Raw genomic sequence first — 21,659 nt, forward strand, 5'->3', positions numbered from 1 at the left:
TTTGTTGGTGGGCGCGGAGGGTTTCGAACCCCCGACCGCTGGTGTGTAAAACCAGAGCTCTACCACTGAGCTACACGCCCGGACCGCAGCAGGTTACACGGCGGGCCACAGGGAGACCAAAACCCTCATTCCGACGACAGCGCCGCCAGCGCGTCCACCCAGAGTCCCTGCTCGCGCGGCTCACCGGGCTGCTTCATCTCGGCGAACGTGATCAGGCCACGCTTGTCCACCACGAACGTGCCCCGATTGGGCACGCCCGCAACATCGTTGAACACGCCGTACTCGGCGGCGACGGCGCCGTGCGGCCAGAAGTCGGACAGCACCGGAAAGGTGAACCCACGCTGGGTGGCCCAGACCTTGTGGGTGGGCGGCGGGCCGACGGACAGGGTCAGCACGGCGGTGGAGTCGTTCTGATACCTCGCCAGGTTGTCGCGGATGGCGTCCAGCTCACCCTCGCAGATGCCGGTGAACGCCAGCGGGAAGAACACCAGCAGGACATTTTTGGCACCCCGGTACGAACGCAGGGTCACAGCGCGCCCGTTCTGGTCCTTCAGACTGAAATCGGGGGCGCTGCTGCCGATCGTCACCATCTAGCGACGAGGAGCCTTCGCGGTCTTGGGCTGCACCAGCCGGCTCCCGATCCAGTCCCCCAGGTTGGCCGAGGAGGTCTGCATCAGCCCCGCGGTGGGCGCCGATTCGGCGATCTCCGCCGGCAGTACGTGCCCCGGCTTACCGGTCTTGGGTGTCAACACCCAGATCACACCGTCGTCGGCCAGCGGGGTGATGGCGTCCATCAGGGCGTCCACCAGATCACCGTCGTCGTCGCGCCACCACATCAGCACGACGTCGATGACCTCATCCGCGTCCTCATCGAGGAGCTCGCCACCGCTGGCATCCTCGACATCGGCGCGGATGTCGTCGTCGGTGTCCTCGTCCCAGCCCAACTCCTGGACAACCTGACCTTTTTGGATGCCCAGACTGCGGGCGTAGTTCGCTGCGTTGTCCGCCGCGACCACCGTGGGACCTCCTAATTGTTCATGACACATGTGCGCTTGTCTCATAGTCGCACAGAGCGCAGGCGCAGGTGACAGCAGACACAGCGGGAGTTCCGCGGGATTGCCGGCACGGCGGGCTCAGTAGAAGCCGTCACACAGGTTCAAAGCATTCGATCGCGAGTCGTTCAGGCCGGTGACGGCGTCGTTGAATTCGCCCGCGGGCACCCGCGTCAGCACCGCCGTGGCGGTGGCCCGGGCGGCATCCACCCAGGCGTTCAGCGCGTCGCGGAGCTCCGGTGGCAGGGTGTCGTCGATGTCTGCGAGCACCACGTCAGCGCTGCGGTTGAGCGCCTCACCGGCCGCCCCCTCGGTGGCGATGCCGTCACCGCCGGCGTTCATCGAGTCCACGTAGACGTTCAGCGCGTCGATGGCATCAGCACTGGTGGTGCTCATGGTCTCGCAGGCGGTGTGTACGGCCTCGACGGTGAGCGATCCCTGGCGTTCGGACTCACGGGCACTCGAGGTCGCGGCCGACGCGGACAGCGACTCCGACACCGAGGTCCGGTAGGCGGGCGCGTCGGAGGCGTCGACGGTGGGCGTACCGTCGGTGATGCTGCTGCAGCCGATCGCCGCCATCAGCATCACCGCGGCCATCCCCAGCGCCACCCGCAGCCGTCCGATCAGCACAGATACAGACGGTACCGGCTCGGCGGCGCCTTCACGGTCCGACCATCACAGATCCGCTCGCCTCAACCGATCCACGTGCGGAAAGATGGGAGAGGTAGGACACCCCCTACGCCCTCAATTTAGGAGTAGCGCGTTGACAACCGAGTTCGTGCGCCAGGACCTGGCCCAAAACTCCGGCACCGCAGCTGAACCAGATCGTGTACGTGTGATCCGGGAAGGCGTTGCCTCGTATCTGCCCGACATCGACCCCGAAGAGACCGGTGAGTGGCTGGAGTCCTTCGACGATCTGGTGTCGCGGTCCGGACCGGCCCGGGCTCGTTACCTGCTGCTGCGAATGTTGGAACGCGCCAGCGAGCAGCGCGTCTCCATCCCCGCGCTGACCTCCACCGATTACGTCAACACCATCCCCACCGAGCTGGAGCCGTGGTTCCCCGGCGACGAGGACGTGGAGCGCCGCTACCGCGCCTGGATCCGCTGGAACGCCGCCATCATGGTGCACCGCGCGCAGCGGCCCGGCGTCGGCGTCGGCGGCCACATCTCCACCTACGCGTCCTCGGCGGCGCTCTACGAGGTGGGCTTCAACCACTTCTTCCGCGGCAAAGGCCACCCCGGCGGCGGCGACCAGGTGTTCATTCAGGGTCACGCCTCTCCCGGCGTCTACGCCCGCGCCTTCCTCGAGGGCCGGCTCACCGCCGACCAGATGGACGGCTTCCGTCAGGAGCACAGCCATCCCGGTGGTGGGCTGCCGTCCTACCCGCACCCGCGCCTGATGCCCGACTTCTGGGAGTTCCCCACGGTGTCGATGGGCCTGGGCCCCATGAATGCCATCTACCAGGCGCGGTTCAACCATTACCTGCACGACCGCGGCATCAAGGACACCTCCGATCAGCACGTGTGGGCGTTCCTGGGCGACGGCGAGATGGACGAGGCAGAGAGCCGCGGCCTGACCCACATGGCCGCCCTCGAGGGCCTGGACAACCTGACGTTCGTCATCAACTGCAACCTGCAGCGCCTGGATGGCCCGGTGCGCGGCAACGGCAAGATCATCCAGGAGCTGGAGTCGTTCTTCCGCGGCGCCGGCTGGAACGTCATCAAGGTGGTGTGGGGCCGCGAGTGGGACGCGCTGCTGCACGCCGACCGCGACGGCGCCCTGGTCAACCTGATGAACTCCACCCCCGACGGTGACTACCAGACCTACAAGGCCAACGACGGCGGTTACGTCCGTGACCACTTCTTCGGGCGCGACCCGCGCACCAAGTCCCTGGTGGAACCGATGACCGACGCGGAGATCTGGAATCTCAAGCGCGGCGGCCACGACTACCGCAAGGTGTACGCCGCCTACCGCGCGGCCATGGAGCACAAGGGCCAGCCCACCGTCATCCTGGCCAAGACCATCAAGGGCTACACCCTGGGCAAGCACTTCGAGGGCCGCAACGCCACGCACCAGATGAAAAAGCTTGCGCTGCAAGATCTCAAGGACTTCCGCGACGCTCAGCGCATCCCGGTCTCCGACTCCCAGCTCGAGGACAACCCGTACCTGCCGCCGTACTACCACCCGGGTTCGGACGCACCGGAGATCCGCTACATGCTGGACCGCCGGCGCGCCCTCGGCGGGTTCCTGCCCGAGCGTCGCACCAAGTCCAAGCCGCTGACGCTGCCGGGCCGCGACGCGTACAAGGCGTTGAAGAAGGGGTCGGGCAACCAGGAGGTCGCCACCACCATGGCGACGGTGCGCACGTTCAAGGAACTGCTGCGCGACAAGAACATCGGTTCGCGAATCGTGCCGATCATCCCCGACGAGGCTCGGACCTTCGGGATGGACTCGTGGTTCCCGACGCTGAAGATCTACAACCGCAACGGCCAGCTGTACACGGCTGTGGACGCCGAGTTGATGCTGGCGTACAAGGAAAGCGAAGTCGGTCAGATCCTGCACGAGGGCATCAACGAGGCGGGGTCCACAGCGTCGTTCACCGCGGTGGCCACCTCGTATTCCACCCACAACGAGCCGATGATCCCGATCTACATCTTCTATTCGATGTTCGGGTTCCAGCGCACCGGTGACGGCTTCTGGGCGGCCGCTGATCAGATGGCGCGCGGTTTCGTGCTGGGCGCCACGGCCGGCCGGACCACGCTGACCGGCGAGGGCCTACAGCACGCCGACGGGCATTCGCTGCTGCTGGCGTCCACCAACCCGGCTGTGGTGGCCTATGACCCGGCGTTCGCCTACGAGATCGCCTACATCGTCGAAGACGGGCTGCGCCGGATGTACGGCGAGAACCCGGAGAACATCTTCTACTACATGACGATCTACAACGAGCCGTACGTCCAGCCCAAGGAGCCGGAGAACTTCGACCCCGAGGGTGTATTGCGCGGGATGTACAAGTTCCGGGCCGCGTCGGAGAAGCGCAACAGCACCGCGCAGATCCTGGCCTCGGGCGTGGCCATGCCGGAGGCGCTGCGCGCCGCGGACATGCTGGCCGAGAAGTGGGACGTGGCCGCCGATGTGTGGTCGGTGACCAGCTGGGGCGAGCTGAACCGCGACGGTGTCGAGGTGGAGAAGCAGAAGCTGCGCCACCCCGATCGCCAGGCCCCGGAAAGCTACGTGACCAAGGTGCTCTCCGATGCCGTCGGCCCCGTGGTGGCGGTCTCGGACTGGATGCGCGGCGTGCCGGAACTGATCCGGCCCTGGGTGCCCGGCACCTACCTCACCCTGGGGGCGGACGGGTTCGGTTTCTCCGACACCCGGCCCGCGGCGCGGCGGTATTTCAACACCGACGCCGAGTCCGTGGTGGTGGCCGTGCTGGAGGCCCTGGCCCGCGACGGTGAGATCGATCCATCCGTCGCCGTGGCCGCGGCCAAGGAGTACAAGATCGACGACGTGTTGGCCGCCGGGGTGTCGTTCAAGGACACCGGCAGCGCGTAACCGGCTCGCCGAGACTGCACCGAGTGCGCCGTCAGCACCCCCGACGGCGCACCGTGTGCAGTCTCGGCGTACAAAAACGCGGCGTAGATTTTAGTGGTGGCCGACAATCCGTTCTCCGACCCGCGGTCGCCGCTGGAGATGCTCGGGAACGTGCCCGAGTCGCTGCGGCGCCGGCTCAAGCAGTACTCCGGGCGGCTGGCCACCGAGACGGTGCAGGCCATGCAGGAGCGGTTGCCGTTCTTCGCCGAGCTGGAGGCATCGCAGCGCTCCAGCGTGCAGTTGGTGGTGCAGACCGCGGTGGTGAACTTCGCCGAGTGGCTCAACGACCCGTCCAGCGACGTCGGCTACACCGCCGAGGCGTTCGCGCTGGTGCCTCAGGACCTCACCCGGCGGGTGGCGCTGCGGCAGACCGTGGACATGGTGCGGGTCACCATGGAGTTGCTCGAGGAACTGGTGCCGATGCTGGCCCGCAACGACGAGCAGTCCAAGGCGCTGACGGTCGGCATCCTGCGGTACAGCCGGGATCTTGCCTTCGCCGCCGCCTCGGCCTACGCCGACGCCGCTGAGGCGCGGGGTTCCTGGGACTCCCGGATGGAAGCCAGCGTGGTCGACGCCGTGGTGCGCGGAGACACCGGGTCGGAACTGCAGTCCCGCGCGGCGGCGCTGAACTGGGACACCACCGCGCCGGCCACCGTTGTCGTCGGCACTCCCCCGCCCGGGCGGGCGGACTTCGCCAGCGAAGACGTCCGCCTGATCGCGAACCGGCACGGACGCGCTGCGCTGACCGACGTGCACGGCACCTGGCTGATCGCCATCGTGTCGGGCCATCTGTCGGCCACCGACAGATTCCTGGCGGATCTGATGAACGCGTTCTCCGACGGCCCGGTGGTGGTGGGCCCGACGGCGCCGATGCTGACGGCGGCGTATCACAGTGCCAATGAAGCGATTTCGGGGATGAACGCCGTCGCCGGCTGGTCCGGGGCACCACGCCCGGTAGCGGCCCGGGAACTGCTGCCCGAGCGGGCCCTGCAAGGTGACCAGTCGGCGATAGCAGCACTGCACACCGACGTGATGCGGCCGCTGGCCGACGCGGGCCCGGCGCTCACCGAGACCCTCGATGCCTACCTGGACTCCGGGGGCGCCATCGAGGCCTGCGCGCGCACCTTGTTCGTTCATCCAAATACGGTTCGCTACCGCCTCAAGCGCATCACCGATTTCACCGGCCGCGATCCGACCACCCCGCGGGACGCCTACGTGCTGCGGGTGGCCACGACCGTCGGCAGGCTGACGCAGCATCTGTATTCATCAAGCACGTCAAACACCTCTATGATCCCGATCACAGAGGCGGCCCCAGCGGCCCCTGGCGCCACACGGGTTCCGTGACACATATCGAGAAGGTGTCGATGACGTCGCATCACATGCCGTTTTGTGGACTTTCCACAAAAAGATAAGACAAGGTTCATAATCTCTTACACCGCGCAAAACCGTCTTCACAATGTTCTCTTAATAACGTGACTCAAACGGCTATCGCGCTGCTCGCACCCGGACAGGGTTCGCAGACTCCGGGGATGCTGTCCCCGTGGCTCGAACTGCCGGGCGCCGCCGAGCGGATCGCGTCCTGGTCCGCGATCAGCGGCCTGGATCTGGCCCAGCTGGGCACTACCGCCACGGCCGAGGAGATCACCGACACCGCGGTCACCCAGCCCCTGGTCGTCGCCGCCACGCTGCTGGCCCACGAAGAGTTGAGCAAGCGGGGCCTGTTCGCCGACCGCGACCTCGTGATCGCCGGACACTCTGTCGGCGAGATCGCCGCGTACGCCATCGCCGGCGTCATCTCCGCCGACGACGCGGTGGCTCTGGCCGCCACCCGGGGCGCCGAGATGGCCAAAGCCTGCGCGGACGCGCCCACCGGCATGTCCGCCCTGCTCGGCGGCGACGAGGCCGAGGTGCTGGCCGCGCTCGACGACTTGGAGCTGGTTCCGGCCAACCGCAACGCCGCAGGTCAGATCGTGGCTGCCGGGCGCCTGGAGGCACTGGCCAAGCTCGCCGAGAACCCGCCCGCCAAGGCCCGGGTACGCCCGCTGGCCACCGCCGGGGCGTTCCACACCCACTTCATGGCGTCGGCACTGGACGGCTACGCGGCCGCTGCCGCCGCGGTGAGCACCCACGAGCCGTCCGGCACGCTATTGTCGAATGCCGACGGTCAGCCCGTCGCCTCTGCCGCTGACGCCATGGAGAAGCTCGTGGCCCAGCTGACCAAGCCGGTGCGCTGGGATCTGTGCACGGCCACCATGCGAGACCACTCCATTGCCGCGATCGTCGAGTTCCCGCCCGCGGGCACCCTCGCCGGTATCGCGAAACGTGAACTTCGGGGGACTCCGACGCACGCCGTCAAGACCCCCGCAGACCTGGACACGCTCGCCGAGCTCTGACCGCCCGGCCAGCCAGGACTAGCAAGAACAGGACCGGATGTGCCGGTCCGACCAGAAAAATATGAAGGGAGCCACGCAGTGGCCGCCAGCCAGCAGGAAATCATCGCCGGTCTCGCCGAGATCATCGAAGAGGTCACCGGCATCGAGCCGTCCGAAGTGACCCCCGAGAAGAGCTTCGTCGACGACCTGGACATCGACTCGCTGTCGATGGTCGAGATCGCCGTGCAGACCGAGGACAAGTACGGCGTGAAGATCCCCGACGAGGACCTCGCCGGTCTGCGCACCGTCGGTGACGTTGTTGCCTACATCCAGAAGCTCGAGGAAGAGAACCCCGAGGCTGCTGCCGCCCTGCGCGAGAAGTTCGCGGAATGAGCCGGCCTTCCACTGCTAACGGCGGTTTCCCCAATGTCGTGGTTACCGCTGTAGAAGCCACGACCTCGGTTGCGGCCGACGCCGAGGGCACGTGGAAGGCACTGCTCGCCGGCCAGAGCGGTATCCGCGAGCTCACCGACGACTTCGTCACGAAGTGGGACCTGCCGGTTCGCATCGGCGGTCACCTGGTCGACGGTGTCGACGACCACATGACCCGCCTGGACATGCGCCGCATGTCGTACGTCCAGCGCATGGGCAAACTGCTGGGCAACCGGCTCTGGGAGAACGCGGGCAAGCCCGAGGTCGACCCAGACCGGTTCGCCGTGGTGATCGGCACGGGCATCGGTGGCGGCGAGAAGATCGTCGAGACCTACGACTCGATGAACGAGGGCGGCATCCGCAAGGTGTCACCGCTCGCCGTGCAGATGATCATGCCCAATGGCGCTGCCGCGGTCGTCGGCCTGGAGCTCGGGGCGCGCGCCGGAGTCATCACCCCGGTCTCCGCCTGTTCGTCGGGTTCGGAAGCCATTGCCCACGCGTGGCGCCAGATCGTCATGGGTGACGCGGACTTCGCCGTCTGCGGCGGCGTCGAAGGCGGGATCGAGGCACTGCCCATCGCGGCGTTCTCGATGATGCGCGCGATGTCGACCCGTAACGACAACCCGGAAGGCGCGTCGCGTCCGTTCGACAAGAACAGGGACGGCTTCGTCTTCGGTGAAGCCGGCGCGCTGATGATCATCGAGACCGAGGAACATGCCCTGGCCCGTGGCGCCAAGCCGCTGGCCCGGATCATGGGCGCGGGCATCACGTCGGACGCCTACCACATGGTGGCGCCGGCCGCGGACGGCCTGCGGGCCGGCCAGGCGATGAAGCGGGCGATGGAGACGGCGGGCTTGGCCCCCGAGGACATCAACCACGTCAACGCCCACGCCACCTCGACGTCGATCGGGGACACCGCCGAGGCCAACGCCATCCGGGTCGCCGGTGTGGGGCACGCCGCGGTGTACGCGCCGAAGTCGGCGCTGGGTCACTCGATCGGCGCGGTGGGTGCGCTGGAATCGATCCTGACCGTGCTGGCGCTGCGTGACGGCGTGATTCCCCCGACACTGAACTACGAGACGCCCGACCCCGAGATCGATCTCGATGTCGTTGCGGGTGAGCCTCGGTATGGCGACTACCAGTACGCCATCAACAACTCGTTCGGCTTCGGTGGACACAATGTCGCCCTGGCGTTCGGTCGCTATTAGTCACGAAATGAGTTCGGAGCTGTAATGGCAGGGGTCAAGGGACTCTCGACGGGGAACGGGTTTCCCAACGTCGTCGTCACGGGATACACCATGACGACGGCGCTGGCGACCGACGCCGACACCACCTGGAGGAAACTGCTCGACGGGGAGAGCGGCATCCGCACGCTCACCGATCCCTTCGTCGAGGAATACGACCTCCCGGTGCGTATCGGTGGTCGCCTTCTGGAGGATTTCGACGACGAGCTGACGCGGGTGGAACTGCGTCGGCTGTCGTACCTGCAGAAGATGTCGACGGTGCTCAGCCGGCGGGTGTGGGAGCACGCCGGCAATCCCGACGTCGACCCCAAACGCCTGATGGTGTCCATCGGTACCGGGATGGGCTCCACCGAGCAGCTCCTGTTCGCCTACGAGGGCATGAAGGCCAAAGGCCTGCGCGCGGTGTCCCCGTTGGCGGTCCAGATGTACATGCCCAACGCCGCCGCGGCGGCGGTGGGTCTGGAGCGCAAGGCCCGGGCCGGGGTGATCACCCCGGTCTCGGCCTGCGCCTCCGGCTCCGAAGGCGTGGCGCAGGCATGGCGCAACATCGTCCTCGGTGAGGCCGATGTCGCGATCTGCGGCGGCGTCGAGACCCGGATCGAAGCAGTGCCGATCGCCGGCTTCGCCCAGATGCGCATCGTGCTGTCGACCACCAACGACGACCCCCCGGGTGCCTGCAAGCCGTTCGACAAGGACCGCAACGGCTTCGTCTTCGGTGAAGGCGGCGCGCTGATGGTCATCGAGACCGAGGAGCACGCCAAGGCCCGCGGCGCCACCATCCATGCCAGGCTGATGGGCGCCTCCATCACCTCCGACGGCTACCACATCGTGGCTCCCGACCCCAACGGCGAGCAGGCCGGCTACGCGATGACGCGGGCCATCCAGCTCGCCGGGCTGCAGCCGTCGGATATCGACCACATCAACGCCCACGCCACCGGGACCTCTGTCGGCGATGTCGCCGAGAGCAAGGCGATCCGCAATGCCATCGGCGACCACCAGCCCGCGGTCTACGCACCCAAGGGCGCACTGGGTCACTCCGTCGGTGCCGTGGGCGCGGTGGAGTCCATCCTCACCGTCCTCGCCATCCGCGAGGGCATCATCCCGCCGACCCGGAACCTGAAGAACCTCGACCCGGAGATCGACCTCGACGTCGTGGCCGGGTCGCCTCGCCCGGGCAATTACGAGTACGCGATCAACAATTCCTTCGGATTCGGCGGGCACAACGTCGCACTCGCCTTCGGCAAGTACTGACGCAACAACGCTAGGAGACTGCATGACCACCATGGCGCCCGAATCGGTGAACGAGTCGCTGGACCCCCGTGATCCGCTGCTGCGGCTGAGCACCTTCTTCGACGACGGCACCGTGGAACTGCTGCACGAGCGTGACCGCTCCGGTGTCCTGGCCGCGGCCGGCACCGTCAACGGCGTGCGCACCGTCGCCTTCTGCACCGACGGCACCGTGATGGGCGGCGCCATGGGTGTGGAGGGCTGCGCACACATCGTCAACGCCTATGACACCGCCATCGAGGAGCAGAGCCCCATCGTGGGTATCTGGCACTCCGGCGGTGCGCGACTGGCCGAGGGCGTCAAGGCCCTGCATGCCGTGGGCCTGGTGTTCGAGGCCATGATCCGCGCCTCGGGCTACATCCCACAGATCTCGATCGTGGTCGGATTCGCCGCCGGCGGCGCCGCCTACGGCCCCGCCCTGACCGACGTGATCATCATGGCGCCGGAGTCCAAGGTGTTCGTCACCGGGCCCGACGTGGTGCGCAGCGTCACCGGCGAGGACGTCGACATGGTGTCGCTCGGTGGTCCCGAGGCCCACCACAAGAAGTCCGGCGTGTGCCACATCGTCGCCGACGACGAGCTCGACGCTTATGAGCGCGGTCGTCGCCTGGTTGGATTGTTCTGCCAGCAGGGCCATTTCGACCGCACCAAGGCCGAAGCACAGGATTCTGACCTCAAGGCGCTGCTGCCGGAGTCGGCACGGCGGGCCTACGAGGTGCGTCCGCTCATCAGCGCGCTGCTCGACGAGGGCGTGCCGTTCGAAGAATTCCAGTCCCGCTGGGCCCCGTCCATCGTCGTGGGCCTGGGCCGGCTGGCCGGGCGCTCGGTCGGTGTGATCGCCAACAACCCGCTGCGCCTGGGCGGCTGCCTGAACTCCGAGAGTGCCGAGAAGTCAGCACGTTTCGTGCGGTTGTGTGACGCCTTCGGCATCCCGCTGGTGGTCATCGTCGACGTCCCGGGTTATCTGCCCGGCGTCGACCAGGAGTGGGGCGGCGTGGTCCGTCGCGGCGCCAAGCTGCTGCACGCTTTCGGTGAGGCCACCGTCCCCCGCGTCACGCTGGTGACCCGCAAGATCTACGGCGGCGCCTACATCGCGATGAACTCCCGGTCGCTGGGCGCCACCAAGGTCTTCGCCTGGCCGGACGCCGAAGTCGCCGTCATGGGCGCCAAGGCCGCGGTCGGCATCCTGCACAAGAAGAAGCTGGCCGCCGCCGCTCCCGAGGATCGCGAAGCGCTGCACGAAGAGCTGGCCCTCGAGCACGAGCGCATCGCCGGTGGCGTGGACTCGGCCATCGAGATCGGCGTGGTGGACGACAAGATCGACCCCGCCCACACCCGCAGTGTGCTGACGCAGGCGCTGGCCGAAGCTGCCCCCCGCCGCGGCCGGCACAAGAACATCCCGCTGTAGGTCACCTTCTCAGCGCGAGCAGACATGAAATCGGGTGGATCCGGCAGGGTTCACCCGATTTTCTGTCTGCTCGATGAGTTCGTGCGCGCCGGATGGTCCAACTCCTATCCACCCACATGAGGAGAACCAGGTGACGCAGTTGCTGAGGGTCCAGAACTTCAATGTCTCCGCGGACGGTTTCGGCGCTGGTGACGGCCAAAGCCTGGAACGGCCTTTCGGCCACGCCGATCCGGGGACGATGTTCGCCTGGTGCGGAGCCACGGCCAGCTGGCCCAATCGCACCGAACCCGGGGGCACCCGAGGCCTCGACGACTACTTCACCCGGGATTTCGCCAACAACATCGGCGCCGAGATCATGGGTCGCAACAAGTTCAGTCCGCAGCGCGGCCCGTGGGCCGACCACGACTGGCGGGGCTGGTGGGGTGACGAACCGCCCTTTCACACTCCGGTGTACGTGATGACCCACCATCTGCGTCCATCGTTCACCCTGTCGGACACCACCTTCCACTTCGTCGACGACGATCCGGCCGAGGTGCTGGCTCTCGCCCGGGCCGCAGCCCAGGGCAAGGATGTACGCCTGGGCGGGGGCGCCACCACCATCCGGCAGTTCCTCGACGCCGACCTGGTCGACACGCTGCACGTCGCCGTGTCACCGCTGGAGCTCGGGTCCGGATCGCGGCTGTGGGAGTCGCCCACGCAGTTGGACGACAGATTCCACCACGACGTGGTATCCAGCCCTAGCGGCGTCACCCACCACCTGTTCTGGCGGGATTAGCCGCCCGCCACAAATTCCTCGGCGGTTGCCAGGGCCCGCTCCCGATCCTCGGCCACCAGCCCGATGCGGGTCCGGCGGTCCAGGATGTCGTCGGCGGTCAAGGCCCCTTCGTGGGTGACGGCGTACTCGAATTCGGCTCGCAAGACGTCGATTCCGTCCGCCACCGGGTCGGTGGGGCGATCGCAGGTGGCTGCGGCGATGACGTCCGCGGCTTCGGCGCCGTAGCGGGCCACCAGCGATGCCGGCAGACCGTCAGGGACGGCGCCGAGTGCCCCGACCAGCGGCAGGTTCCGAGTCCGGCACGGTGCACCCACCAACCCCCGCTTCACCACCGCCTGGTCCAGCACATCTTGGGCCATGTGCCGGTATTCGGTGAGCTTGCCGCCGACCACGCTGATCACCCCGTCGGCCGATTCGATGACGGCGTGATCGCGCGAGAGGTCCGCGGTCCTGCCCGCTCCGGTATCGATGAGCGGTCGCAGCCCGGCATAGGTTCCGCGAATGTCGTTGTGGGTCAGCGCTGAAGACAGCGCGGTGTTGACCGTGTCCAGCAGGAACTGCACCTCCCCCGCCGTCGGCTGCGGCTCGTCGGGGATCGGGCCGGGGGCGTCCTCGTCGGTGAGCCCCAGGTACACCCGGCCCAGCTGTTCGGGCATGGCGAAGACAAACCTGTTGCGCTCACCGGGTATCGGAATGGTCAGTGCAGCAGTGGGATTGCCGAAGGATGCGGCGTCGAACACCAGGTGGGTGCCGCGGCTGGGCCGCAGTGTGAGCGCCGGGTCCACCTCGCCGGCCCACACCCCGGTGGCATTGAGCACCGTCCGCGCACGCACGGTCAGCGTCGCCCCCGTCCTCATGTCGGTCAGAAGCGCCGAATCGCCGGTGACCCGGGATGCCCCCACGTAGGTCAGCACCCGCGCCCCATGCAGGGCGGCCGTCCGCGCCACCGCCGTGACCAGCCGGGCGTCGTCGATCAGCTGTCCGTCGTAGGCCAGCAGACCGCCCGCCAGGCCGGCGCGCGCCACCGTCGGCGCCAATTCGGCGGCACGTGCGGCCGATACCCGTCGCGAGCGCGGCAGCACTGATGCGGGTGTGCCCGCCAGCCGGCGCAATCCGTCGCCCGCCCGAAAGCCGGTGCGCACCAGTGCCCGGTCCGCGGCGCTCATCGACGGCAGCAGCGGCACCAGTTGGGGCATGGGCTTCACCAGGTGCGGCGCGGTGCGGGTCATCAGAACTCCGCGTTCGACGGCGCTGCGCCGCGCGATGCCCACATTGCCCGAGGCCAGATAGCGCAAGCCGCCGTGCACCAGCTTCGAGCTCCACCGGCTGGTGCCGAATGCCAGATCGTGTTTGTCGACCAGTGCCACCGACAAGCCGCGCGACGCCGCGTCCAGCGCGATGCCGGCACCGGTGATCCCGCCGCCGATCACCAGAACGTCCACGGCAGAAAGGGATTCGAGTTCGCGGGCACGGCGCGCGGCGTTCAGCGTTGCCGAGAGTGTCATCAGCGCAGGTATCCGTTCAGGGTGTGGGTGAGTTCGGCGGTGAGCGCGTCGGGAGGCAGCAGCCCCGCGACGATCTGGCCCGACTGGATGGCCGACTGCGCAATCAGCAGCACCATGGCCGCCAGTTGCCGGGGATCGCCGGGGCGCACGCTGCCTTCCCGCTGGGCTGTCTCGAGGTCGGCAGCCAGCGCGTCGATCAGGATGTGCTGGCTGGTGCCCAGCCGTTCGGCGATGTAGACCATGGCCAGCTCGGGGGCGGAGTGCAGCACCGCGGTGATCAGCTCGTCGTCGCGGAGCCGGACCGCGACTGCCACCGCCCGGTCGACGATGGCCGCCCGGTCGGTCCCCCACCGCGGCACCTCGTCCATAACCGACGTCACGCGGAGTGTCAGCAGTGCCGCCAGGAGCGACTGGGTGTCCGGCCAGCGCCGATAGATGGTGGGACGGCTGACCCGGGCCCGGCGGGCTATCTCGGCCAAGGTCACGCGGTCGATGCCGTAATCGCGCACGCACTCGGCGGCGGCAGTCAAGATCCGGTCCCCCACCTCATCAGCGTTACTGATTGACATCATGTGTAAGACTGTAACGCATGAACCGCCCGCCGATGAAGTGGAACGCCTGGGGTGACCCGGCCGCTGCCAAGCCGTTGTCCGAGGGGATCCGCACGCTGCTGTCCCAAGCCCTCGGCGTCGACGCCCCCGACGCACCCGAACCCGGCGCCGAGGAGGTGCGGCTACGCCCCAGCACGTTGACAGCCGCGCACACCGAGGCGCTGGCCGCCCTGGTGGGCGCTACCAACCTCAGCACCGACGACGCGGACCGGCTGCTGCGCGCCGGAGGCAAGTCCACCCTGGACCTGTTGCGCCGCAACTCATCCGAATTGCAGGATGCTCCGGACGCAGTGCTGACGCCCGGCACCGAGGACGAGATCGCCGCCATCCTGGCGTACTGCTCGCAGCACGGCATCGCGGTGGTGCCCTTCGGTGGCGGCACCAGCGTGGTGGGCGGACTGGACCCCGACCGGGGCGCCCTGAACGCCGTCATCAGCCTGGACCTGCGTCGATTCGATCAGCTGCACACCCTCGACGCAGAGTCCGGTGAGGCCGAGCTGGGCGCCGGTGTCACCGGTCCCCGCGCCGAGGAACTGCTGGCCCAGCACGGTTTCTCGCTGGGACACTTCCCGCAGAGCTTCCTGTTCGCCACGATCGGCGGATTCGCCGCGACCCGCTCGTCGGGTCAGGACTCCGCTGGGTACGGGCGCTTCAGCGACATGGTGCGCGGACTGCGCGCCGTCACGCCCATCGGCGTCCTCGATCTGGGCCGCGCTCCGGAGTCGGCCGCAGGCCCGGACCTGCGTCATCTGATGGTCGGTTCCGAGGGGGTCTTCGGCATCATCACCCGCGTCCGGCTGCGGGTGCACCCGGTCCCCGCCAGCACGCGTTATGAAGCCTGGAGCTTCCCCGACTTCGCCACCGGCGCCGCCGCGCTCAAGGCGGTGGTCCAGACCGGGACCGGTCCCACCGTCATCCGGTTGTCCGACGAGGCCGAGACCGGGGTGAACCTGGCCACCACCGACCAGATCGGCGAAGAACAGATCACCGGAGGGTGCCTGGCCGTCACGGCTTTCGAGGGAACCGACAGCCACACCGCGAGCCGTCACCAGGAAACCCGGGAGTTGCTGGAGCAATTCGGGACCTCGCTGGGTGAGGCGCCGGCCAGGGCATGGGAGCACGGCCGCTTCAACGCGCCGTATCTGCGGGACTCGCTGCTGGCCGCCGGCGCCCTCTGCGAGACCCTGGAGACCGCCACCAGCTGGTCCAACCTGCACGCGCTCAAGCAGGCCGTCACCGCGGCCCTGACCGGCGCCCTGGCCGAATCGGGCACCCCGGCGCTGGTGCTGTGCCACATTTCCCATGTGTATCCCACCGGGGCGTCGCTGTACTTCACCGTGGTCGCAGGCCAGCGGGGCAACCCGCTGGAGCAGTGGCAGAAGGCGAAAGCCGCCGCGTCCGAGGCGATCATGGCGGCCGGCGGCACCATCACCCACCACCACGCCGTGGGCGCCGATCACCGCCCGTGGATGGGCCAGGAGATCGGCGAGGTCGGAGTCCAGATCCTGCGGGCGGTCAAACAGTGTGTCGACCCGGCCGGAATCCTCAACCCCGGCAAGCTGATTCCGTGATCTCCCGCGTCACGGTCCTGACCAACCCGGCGTCCGGGCACGGCAACGCCCCGCACGCTGCCGAACGGGCCATCGTCCGGTTCCAGCAGCGCGGAGTCGACGTCACCGCCATCGTCGGCGCCGATGCCGCGCACGCCGCCCGCCTGGTCGCCGAAGCGCTCGACCGCGGTACCGACGCGCTGGCGGTGGTCGGCGGTGACGGCGTGATCGCCCTGGCGCTGCAGGCGCTCGCCACCCGCGACACCCCGCTCGGCATCGTGCCCGCAGGCACCGGCAACGACCACGCCCGGGAGTACGGGCTGCCGACGGACAATCCCGAAGCGGCCGCCGACGTCATCGCCGACGGACACACCGAGACTGTCGACCTGGGCCGGATCACCGCACCGGACGGGTCGATCCGGTGGTTCGGCACCGTGGTGGCCGCGGGGTTCGATTCGCTGGTGTCCGATCGGGCCAATCGGATGCGCTGGCCGCACGGCCGGATGCGGTACAACGTGGCGATGGCCGCCGAGTTGTCCCGCTTGCGGCTATTGCCTTTCCGGGTGTCCTTCGACGGCGGCCCCACCGAGGACCGGGCCCTGACGTTCATGGCGATCGGCAACACGCGCAGTTACGGCGGCGGCATGCTGATCTGCCCGGGAGCGGACCACAGCGACGGGCTGTTGGACGTGACGATGGTGGCCTCGGATTCCCGAGCGCGTCTGGTGCGGTTGTTCCCGACGGTGTTCACAGGCACCCACGTCGACCTGGACTCGGTGACCACGACCCGGGTGAAGAGCCTGACCGTCGACTCCCCCGGCATCAACGCCTACGCCGACGGGGACTACGCCTGCCCCCTGCCGGCCACCATCGAGGCGGTGCCGGGTGCGCTGCGACTACTTACCCCACGCCCTCGCGCAACCAGGTGATCTCCGCGCCGATGTCCCCACCGGTGCGGTAGGGCTCCAGCGCCTCGTCCCATGCGGTGCCCAGCACCGAGTCCAACTCCGACGCCAGCATGTCGGCACCTTCGCGCATCAGGGCGCGCAGACGCATCTCGCCCACCATCACGTCGCCATTGGCACTCATCGCGCCACTCCACAAACCGAGCGACGGCGTGTGGCAGAAGCGCTGGCCGTCGACACCGATGCTCGGGTCCTCGGTGACCTCGAACCGCAACACGGACCACGAGCGCAGCGCATTGGCCAGTGCGGCGCCGGTCCCCACGGGACCGACCCAGTTCGTGACCGCACGCAGTTGCCCGGGCATGGCCGGCTGCGGCGTCCACTTCAAGTTCGCCCTCGAATTCAGGGTCGACGACAGCGCCCACTCCACGTGTGGGCAGACCGCCGCGGGTGAGGCGTGGACGTACACCACACCGGTAGCCGCGTCGGCAAATTGGTTCGACGCACGCATTGGCTGCTCCTTCAGTTCCACGAGGGACGTCTTCCCCAACGACCTGGCAGAACTTCGAGCATTACAAAACGTGTGTCACGCGTGTCTATTGTGCCCTGTGGGGCATGTGTTGCGCTAGTGTGCCGCGAATTCTCTCAGAGCTTCATCAGACACAGCAGGCCACAGCGGGTGGGCCCAGTCACCGAAGTCCCGATCGGTGAGCACCACCAGCGCCAACTGCACCTCCGGGTCCACCCAGATGAAGGTGCCCGACTGGCCGAAATGACCGAAGGTCCGCGAAGAATTCGACGCCCCGGTCCAGTGCGGGGATTTATCCGAACGGAGCTCGAAACCCAGCCCCCAGTCGTTGGGCCGCTGCGCTCCGTACCCGGGCAGCACCCCGTCGAGCCCCGGGAACTGCACCGAGATCGCGTCGGTGGCCATCGCCTCTGACACCAATTCCGGGGTCAGCAACTCCGAGGCGAACAACACGAGATCGGACACGGTCGAGAACCCGCCGTAGCCGGCCGCGGCCGCCCCGCCCTCCACCGTCGACGTGGCCATCCCCAGCGGCTCGAACACCGCTGCGCTCAGATACTCGGCGAAGTCGATGTCGGTGGCCCGCTCGATCGTCTGCGCCAGCACCGCGAACCCGGTGTTCGAGTACACCCGCCGGGTGCCGGGTTTGGCGATCACCTTGTCGTCGAGCATCGCCAGCCCCGAGGTGTGCGCCAGCAGGTGCCGGACGGTGGATCCGGGCGGGCCGGCCTCGGTGTCGAGATCGACCGCCCCCTCCTCGACGGCCACCTGTGCCGCGCGTGCGACCAGCGGTTTGGTCACCGACGCGAGCCGGAAACGACGGTCCAGGTCGCCGTGGGCGGCCAGCACGCCGGAGGGCCCGACCACCGCCGCGGCGGCGGTCGAAACGGGCCAGTCGTCCAGGAGATCGAGTGCGCTCATCGAGGCACGACGTTACTTGTGGCAGACGTAGTAGCTGTTGATCGGATCCGAGTCGATCTCGGTGACGGTGATGTCGGTGAAGCCGGCGTCGCGCAGCATCGCCTCGGCGAGTTGCCGCCCCCACACCGTGCCGAGCCCGGCGCCGTCGTGGTGCAGCGACACCGACATGCAGTGCATGGTCGACACGGTGTAGAGGTAGGTGCCCAGCGGCACCCCGATGTTGTCCTGCAGCCGACTGGATGCCCGGATGTCGACCATCAGGAACATCCCGCCGGGGCGCAGCGCCCGGTAGATATTGGCGAGCATTGCCGCCGGCTGCGCCTGGTCGTGCACGGCGTCGAACGCGGTGATGACGTCGTAGGCCCCGTCGACCTCGAGCCTCGCCACGTCGTGCGCCTCGAACGTGGCATTCGGCAACCCCAGCCGGGCGGCTTCGGAGCGGGCCGCTTCCAGACCCTGTTCGGAGAAATCGATGCCGGTGAAGCGGCTGGCCGGAAACGCCTGCGCCATCACGTTGACGGCATGGCCGCTGCCGCAGCCCCAGTCCGCGACATCGGCACCGTCGTGCAGTCGCTCCGTCAGCCCGGCCAGCGGCAGCACCACCTCCACCAGCGCGGCGTCGAACACCTCCCCGCTCTGCTCGGCCATCAGGGCGTGGAAGCGCGGGTATTCGGCGTAGGACAGGCCGCCGCCGTCGCGGAAGCAACCGAGAATCTTCTGTTCGGTCTCGGCGAGCAGCGGGATGAACTGCGCCACCCGCGCGATGTTGGCCGGCCCGGCGGCGCGGGTCAGAACCGCCGCTCGATGAGGGGGCAGGACGTAGGTCGCCTCGGCGGGCGCGAACTCGATCACCCCCGCCGCGGTGAGTCCGCCCAGCCACTCCCGGACATAACGCTCGTGCAGGCCGGCGGCATCGGCGATCTGCGTGCTGGTGGCCGCGGGCAGGGTGGCCATGGTGTCGAACAGCCCGCTCTGGTGCCCGATGCTGGCCAGCAGGGTCAGGCTGGCGCTGTCGATCGCGGCAGTCATCCGCTCCGCGAACTCCTCGGTGGTCTCCGTCATGTCCAGCATTGTCGCGCCGGCGGCGCGGCTGACGCTGACGAATTTCAGCCCTGCTCCTGCAATGCCACCGTGGGCCCGTCGGCGCTGCGAACCTCGACACCGGTGCATTCGCCGATCCATCCCGACCCCACCTCGACCGTGATGCCGTCACCGCGCAAGAGTCTGGTTCCGTACCAGATGGTGGTCTGATCGACCTGCTGTCCATCGACCACCAGAGTCAGGCGGTTGAGGAAGACCAGCCGTTCGTCGAAGACCACTTCCACACTGCGACCGCGGTATTCACCGCGCCGGCTGCGGCGCGCGAAACCCCAGCGCCTGGTCTGGGCCCGCCGCGCCGCGAGAGTCAGGACGATCAGCAGGACCACACTGACGACCGCGCTGAGCCACGCCGACGCACCCGCGACGTAGGCCAGAGCTGCGCCCGCCAACGCGACGACTGCGGCGCCGACGGAGAACACGATCAGCCGACCTTCGTGCCTGGAATCCATGGTGACCCCATTCCCCGGCACACCGACTGCCACACACGGAGGTGCTCGCACACCGCCCGTCCGGGCACCCCTACCCATTAGGTTGTAGGCATGAGTCAGACAGTGCGCGGTGTGATTTCTCGGTCCAAGGGTGCCCCGGTGGAGGTCACCGACATCGTCATCCCCGACCCGGGCCCCGGTGAAGTGGTGGTCAAGATCATCGCCTGCGGGGTCTGCCACACCGACCTGACCTACCGCGAGGGCGGCATCAACGACGACTACCCGTTCCTGCTCGGCCACGAAGCCTCCGGCACCGTCGAAGCCATCGGCGACGGCGTGGTCAACGTCGAGCCCGGCGACTTCGTCATCCTCAACTGGCGCGCGGTCTGCGGGCAGTGCCGCGCCTGCAAACGCGGCCGCCCACACCTGTGCTTTGACACCTTCAACGCCACCCAGAAGATGACACTGACCGACGGCACCGAACTGTCCCCCGCCCTGGGCATCGGCGCCTTCGTCGAGAAGACCCTGGTGCACGAAGGGCAGTGCACCAAGGTCGATCCCGACGCCGACCCCGCCGTCGCGGGACTGCTGGGCTGCGGTGTCATGGCCGGCATCGGTGCGGCCATCAACACCGGTGCGGTCACCCGCGACGACACCGTGGCCGTCATCGGCTGCGGCGGCGTCGGTGATGCCGCCATCGCCGGAGCCGCCCTGGTCGGCGCCAAGACCATCATCGCCGTGGACACCGACAACAAGAAGCTGGCCTGGGCCCGGGAATTCGGCGCGACCCACACGGTCAACGCCAAGGAGCTGGGCGCGGTCGAGACCATTCAGGATCTGACCGGCGGGTTCGGCGCCGACGTCGTGATCGACGCCGTGGGACGTCCGGAGACCTGGAAGCAGGCCTTCTACGCCCGCGATCTGGCCGGCACCGTGGTGCTGGTCGGTGTCCCGACGCCGACCATGCAGTTGGAGATGCCGCTGGTGGACTTCTTCTCCCGCGGCGGCTCCCTGAAGTCGAGCTGGTACGGCGACTGCCTGCCCGAGCGCGACTTCCCCACCCTGATCTCGCTGTACCTGCAGGGCCGGTTGCCGCTGGAGAAGTTCGTCTCCGAACGCATCGGCCTCGACGACATCGAAGACGCCTTCCACAAGATGCACGCCGGTGAGGTGCTGCGCTCGGTGGTGATGCTCCCGTGAGGCGAGTGAGCAGAACGAGCGCTGGGGGTACCGCCCGCGCGGAGCGCAGGGGGCCGAGAGATGGGAACGAGGCGAACAAATGAGTGACAAGCTGAACATCCAAAGGCTGGTCACCTCCGGCACATTCGAGCTCGACGGCGGATCCTGGGACGTCGACAACAACATCTGGATCGTCGGCGACGACTCCGACGTCGTGGTCTTCGACGCCGCCCACACCGCGGCCCCGATCATCGAGGCCGTCGCCGGCCGCAACGTCGTCGCGGTGGTCTGCACCCACGGCCACAACGACCACGTCACCGTCGCACCCGAACTCGGCGAAGCCCTCGACGCGCCGGTACTGCTGCACCCGGCCGACGACGTGCTGTGGCAGATGACCCACCCCGGCAAGGACTTCCGGAGTGTCGAGGACGGCCAGAGGTTGCAGGCCGGCGGCATCGAGCTGATCGCGCTGCACACCCCCGGACACTCCCCGGGCTCGGTGTGCTGGTTCGCTCCCGAGCTGAACGCCGTGATCTCCGGGGACACCCTGTTCCAGGGCGGACCCGGCGCCACCGGCCGCTCGTTCTCCGACTTCCCCACCATCCTCGACTCCATCAAGAACCGACTCGGCACCCTGCCGCAGGACACCGTGGTCTACACCGGCCACGGTGACACCACCAAGATCGGCGACGAGATCGTCAACTACGACGACTGGGTGGCCCGCGGGCACTGACAAGCGGGCACCGAGGGGCGCTGCGAGGAACAAGC

The 21,659-nt window shown here is 68.1% G+C and carries 21 protein-coding genes and 1 tRNA gene; 12 read left to right on the forward strand and 10 right to left on the reverse strand.

Annotation, left to right across the window (positions count from 1 at the left end; translation table 11 throughout):
* Positions 1-5: 5 nt before the first annotated feature.
* From G6N58_RS27955 to G6N58_RS27970, 4 genes are all read right to left on the reverse strand, one after another.
* Positions 6-80, reverse strand: a tRNA-Val gene (locus tag G6N58_RS27955).
* A 45-nt stretch (positions 81-125) separates the two neighbouring features.
* Positions 126-590 (reverse strand): peroxiredoxin, encoded by a 465-nt coding sequence (locus tag G6N58_RS27960; RefSeq protein WP_115280629.1) that lies wholly within the window; start codon positions 588-590, stop codon positions 126-128.
* Positions 591-1,046 carry a DUF3052 domain-containing protein gene (locus tag G6N58_RS27965; RefSeq protein ID WP_276017196.1) on the reverse strand — a complete coding sequence of 152 codons (456 nt, stop codon included), beginning with the start codon at positions 1,044-1,046 and terminating at the stop codon, positions 591-593.
* An 87-nt stretch (positions 1,047-1,133) separates the two neighbouring features.
* Positions 1,134-1,682 carry an Rv2240c family protein gene (locus G6N58_RS27970; RefSeq protein WP_232068035.1) on the reverse strand — a complete coding sequence of 183 codons (549 nt, stop codon included), beginning with the start codon at positions 1,680-1,682 and terminating at the stop codon, positions 1,134-1,136.
* 133 nt (positions 1,683-1,815) lie between these two features.
* Here G6N58_RS27970 and aceE point away from each other — a divergent pair, with 133 nt between their 5' ends.
* The 8 genes from aceE to G6N58_RS28010 all read left to right on the forward strand — a co-directional run bounded on the left by aceE (position 1,816) and on the right by G6N58_RS28010 (position 12,162).
* Entirely contained in the window at positions 1,816-4,605 is a 2,790-nt protein-coding gene (gene aceE / locus G6N58_RS27975) for a pyruvate dehydrogenase (acetyl-transferring), homodimeric type (protein ID WP_163908497.1), read from the forward strand.
* A gap of 138 nt (positions 4,606-4,743) precedes the next feature.
* Entirely contained in the window at positions 4,744-5,988 is a 1,245-nt protein-coding gene (locus G6N58_RS27980) for a PucR family transcriptional regulator (RefSeq protein WP_115282000.1), read from the forward strand.
* A gap of 128 nt (positions 5,989-6,116) precedes the next feature.
* Positions 6,117-7,037 (forward strand): ACP S-malonyltransferase, encoded by a 921-nt coding sequence (locus G6N58_RS27985; RefSeq protein ID WP_272866090.1) that lies wholly within the window; start codon positions 6,117-6,119, stop codon positions 7,035-7,037.
* 78 nt (positions 7,038-7,115) lie between these two features.
* Positions 7,116-7,409 (forward strand): meromycolate extension acyl carrier protein AcpM, encoded by a 294-nt coding sequence (acpM, locus tag G6N58_RS27990; protein ID WP_068917647.1) that lies wholly within the window; start codon positions 7,116-7,118, stop codon positions 7,407-7,409.
* Complete coding sequence (gene kasA / locus G6N58_RS27995; protein WP_115280627.1) at positions 7,406-8,656, forward strand: 3-oxoacyl-ACP synthase KasA; 1,251 nt, start codon at positions 7,406-7,408, stop codon at positions 8,654-8,656. Before acpM ends, kasA begins: the two co-directional genes overlap by 4 nt.
* Before the next feature lie 24 nt (positions 8,657-8,680).
* Positions 8,681-9,943 (forward strand): 3-oxoacyl-ACP synthase KasB, encoded by a 1,263-nt coding sequence (gene kasB / locus G6N58_RS28000; RefSeq protein ID WP_115280626.1) that lies wholly within the window; start codon positions 8,681-8,683, stop codon positions 9,941-9,943.
* A gap of 22 nt (positions 9,944-9,965) precedes the next feature.
* Complete coding sequence (locus G6N58_RS28005; protein ID WP_115280625.1) at positions 9,966-11,387, forward strand: acyl-CoA carboxylase subunit beta; 1,422 nt, start codon at positions 9,966-9,968, stop codon at positions 11,385-11,387.
* Between the two features lie 130 nt (positions 11,388-11,517).
* A complete protein-coding gene (locus G6N58_RS28010; RefSeq protein WP_115280624.1) occupies positions 11,518-12,162 on the forward strand; it encodes a dihydrofolate reductase family protein in 645 nt (214 codons plus the stop codon).
* On the opposite strand, the gene G6N58_RS28015 is transcribed toward G6N58_RS28010, so the two are convergent.
* Together G6N58_RS28015 and G6N58_RS28020 are read right to left on the reverse strand one after the other, a co-directional pair.
* Positions 12,159-13,667, reverse strand: coding sequence for a glycerol-3-phosphate dehydrogenase/oxidase (locus tag G6N58_RS28015; protein WP_115280623.1), 1,509 nt, complete (start codon positions 13,665-13,667; stop codon positions 12,159-12,161). The two genes, G6N58_RS28010 and G6N58_RS28015, sit on opposite strands and share 4 nt — an antisense overlap.
* Positions 13,667-14,239, reverse strand: coding sequence for a TetR/AcrR family transcriptional regulator (locus G6N58_RS28020; RefSeq protein WP_172545028.1), 573 nt, complete (start codon positions 14,237-14,239; stop codon positions 13,667-13,669). Before G6N58_RS28020 ends, G6N58_RS28015 begins: the two co-directional genes overlap by 1 nt.
* A gap of 32 nt (positions 14,240-14,271) precedes the next feature.
* On the opposite strand from G6N58_RS28020, the gene G6N58_RS30985 reads away from it, so the two are divergent.
* Positions 14,272-15,849, forward strand: coding sequence for an FAD-binding oxidoreductase (locus G6N58_RS30985; RefSeq protein ID WP_115281998.1), 1,578 nt, complete (start codon positions 14,272-14,274; stop codon positions 15,847-15,849).
* Positions 15,846-16,757, forward strand: coding sequence for a diacylglycerol kinase (locus tag G6N58_RS28030; protein WP_115280622.1), 912 nt, complete (start codon positions 15,846-15,848; stop codon positions 16,755-16,757). The genes G6N58_RS30985 and G6N58_RS28030 overlap by 4 nt, the downstream gene beginning before the upstream one ends.
* Here the strand turns inward: G6N58_RS28030 and G6N58_RS28035 are convergent.
* The 4 genes from G6N58_RS28035 to G6N58_RS28050 all read right to left on the reverse strand — a co-directional run bounded on the left by G6N58_RS28035 (position 16,729) and on the right by G6N58_RS28050 (position 19,733).
* A complete protein-coding gene (locus tag G6N58_RS28035; RefSeq protein ID WP_115281997.1) occupies positions 16,729-17,244 on the reverse strand; it encodes a DUF3145 domain-containing protein in 516 nt (171 codons plus the stop codon). The two genes, G6N58_RS28030 and G6N58_RS28035, sit on opposite strands and share 29 nt — an antisense overlap.
* 114 nt (positions 17,245-17,358) lie before the next feature.
* Positions 17,359-18,183: a serine hydrolase domain-containing protein gene (locus G6N58_RS28040; protein ID WP_115280621.1), complete on the reverse strand. Its 825-nt coding sequence runs from the start codon at positions 18,181-18,183 to the stop codon at positions 17,359-17,361.
* A gap of 12 nt (positions 18,184-18,195) precedes the next feature.
* Positions 18,196-19,254 carry a class I SAM-dependent methyltransferase gene (locus G6N58_RS28045; RefSeq protein WP_163908693.1) on the reverse strand — a complete coding sequence of 353 codons (1,059 nt, stop codon included), beginning with the start codon at positions 19,252-19,254 and terminating at the stop codon, positions 18,196-18,198.
* Between the two features lie 35 nt (positions 19,255-19,289).
* Positions 19,290-19,733, reverse strand: coding sequence for a hypothetical protein (locus G6N58_RS28050; RefSeq protein WP_115280620.1), 444 nt, complete (start codon positions 19,731-19,733; stop codon positions 19,290-19,292).
* A 90-nt stretch (positions 19,734-19,823) separates the two neighbouring features.
* Here G6N58_RS28050 and G6N58_RS28055 point away from each other — a divergent pair, with 90 nt between their 5' ends.
* Entirely contained in the window at positions 19,824-20,912 is a 1,089-nt protein-coding gene (locus G6N58_RS28055; RefSeq protein WP_115280619.1) for an S-(hydroxymethyl)mycothiol dehydrogenase, read from the forward strand.
* A 79-nt stretch (positions 20,913-20,991) separates the two neighbouring features.
* Entirely contained in the window at positions 20,992-21,624 is a 633-nt protein-coding gene (locus G6N58_RS28060; protein WP_115280618.1) for an MBL fold metallo-hydrolase, read from the forward strand.
* Positions 21,625-21,659 lie beyond the last annotated feature (35 nt).

This window comes from Mycolicibacterium tokaiense (assembly GCF_010725885.1).
GTDB classification, from domain to species: domain Bacteria; phylum Actinomycetota; class Actinomycetes; order Mycobacteriales; family Mycobacteriaceae; genus Mycobacterium; species Mycobacterium tokaiense.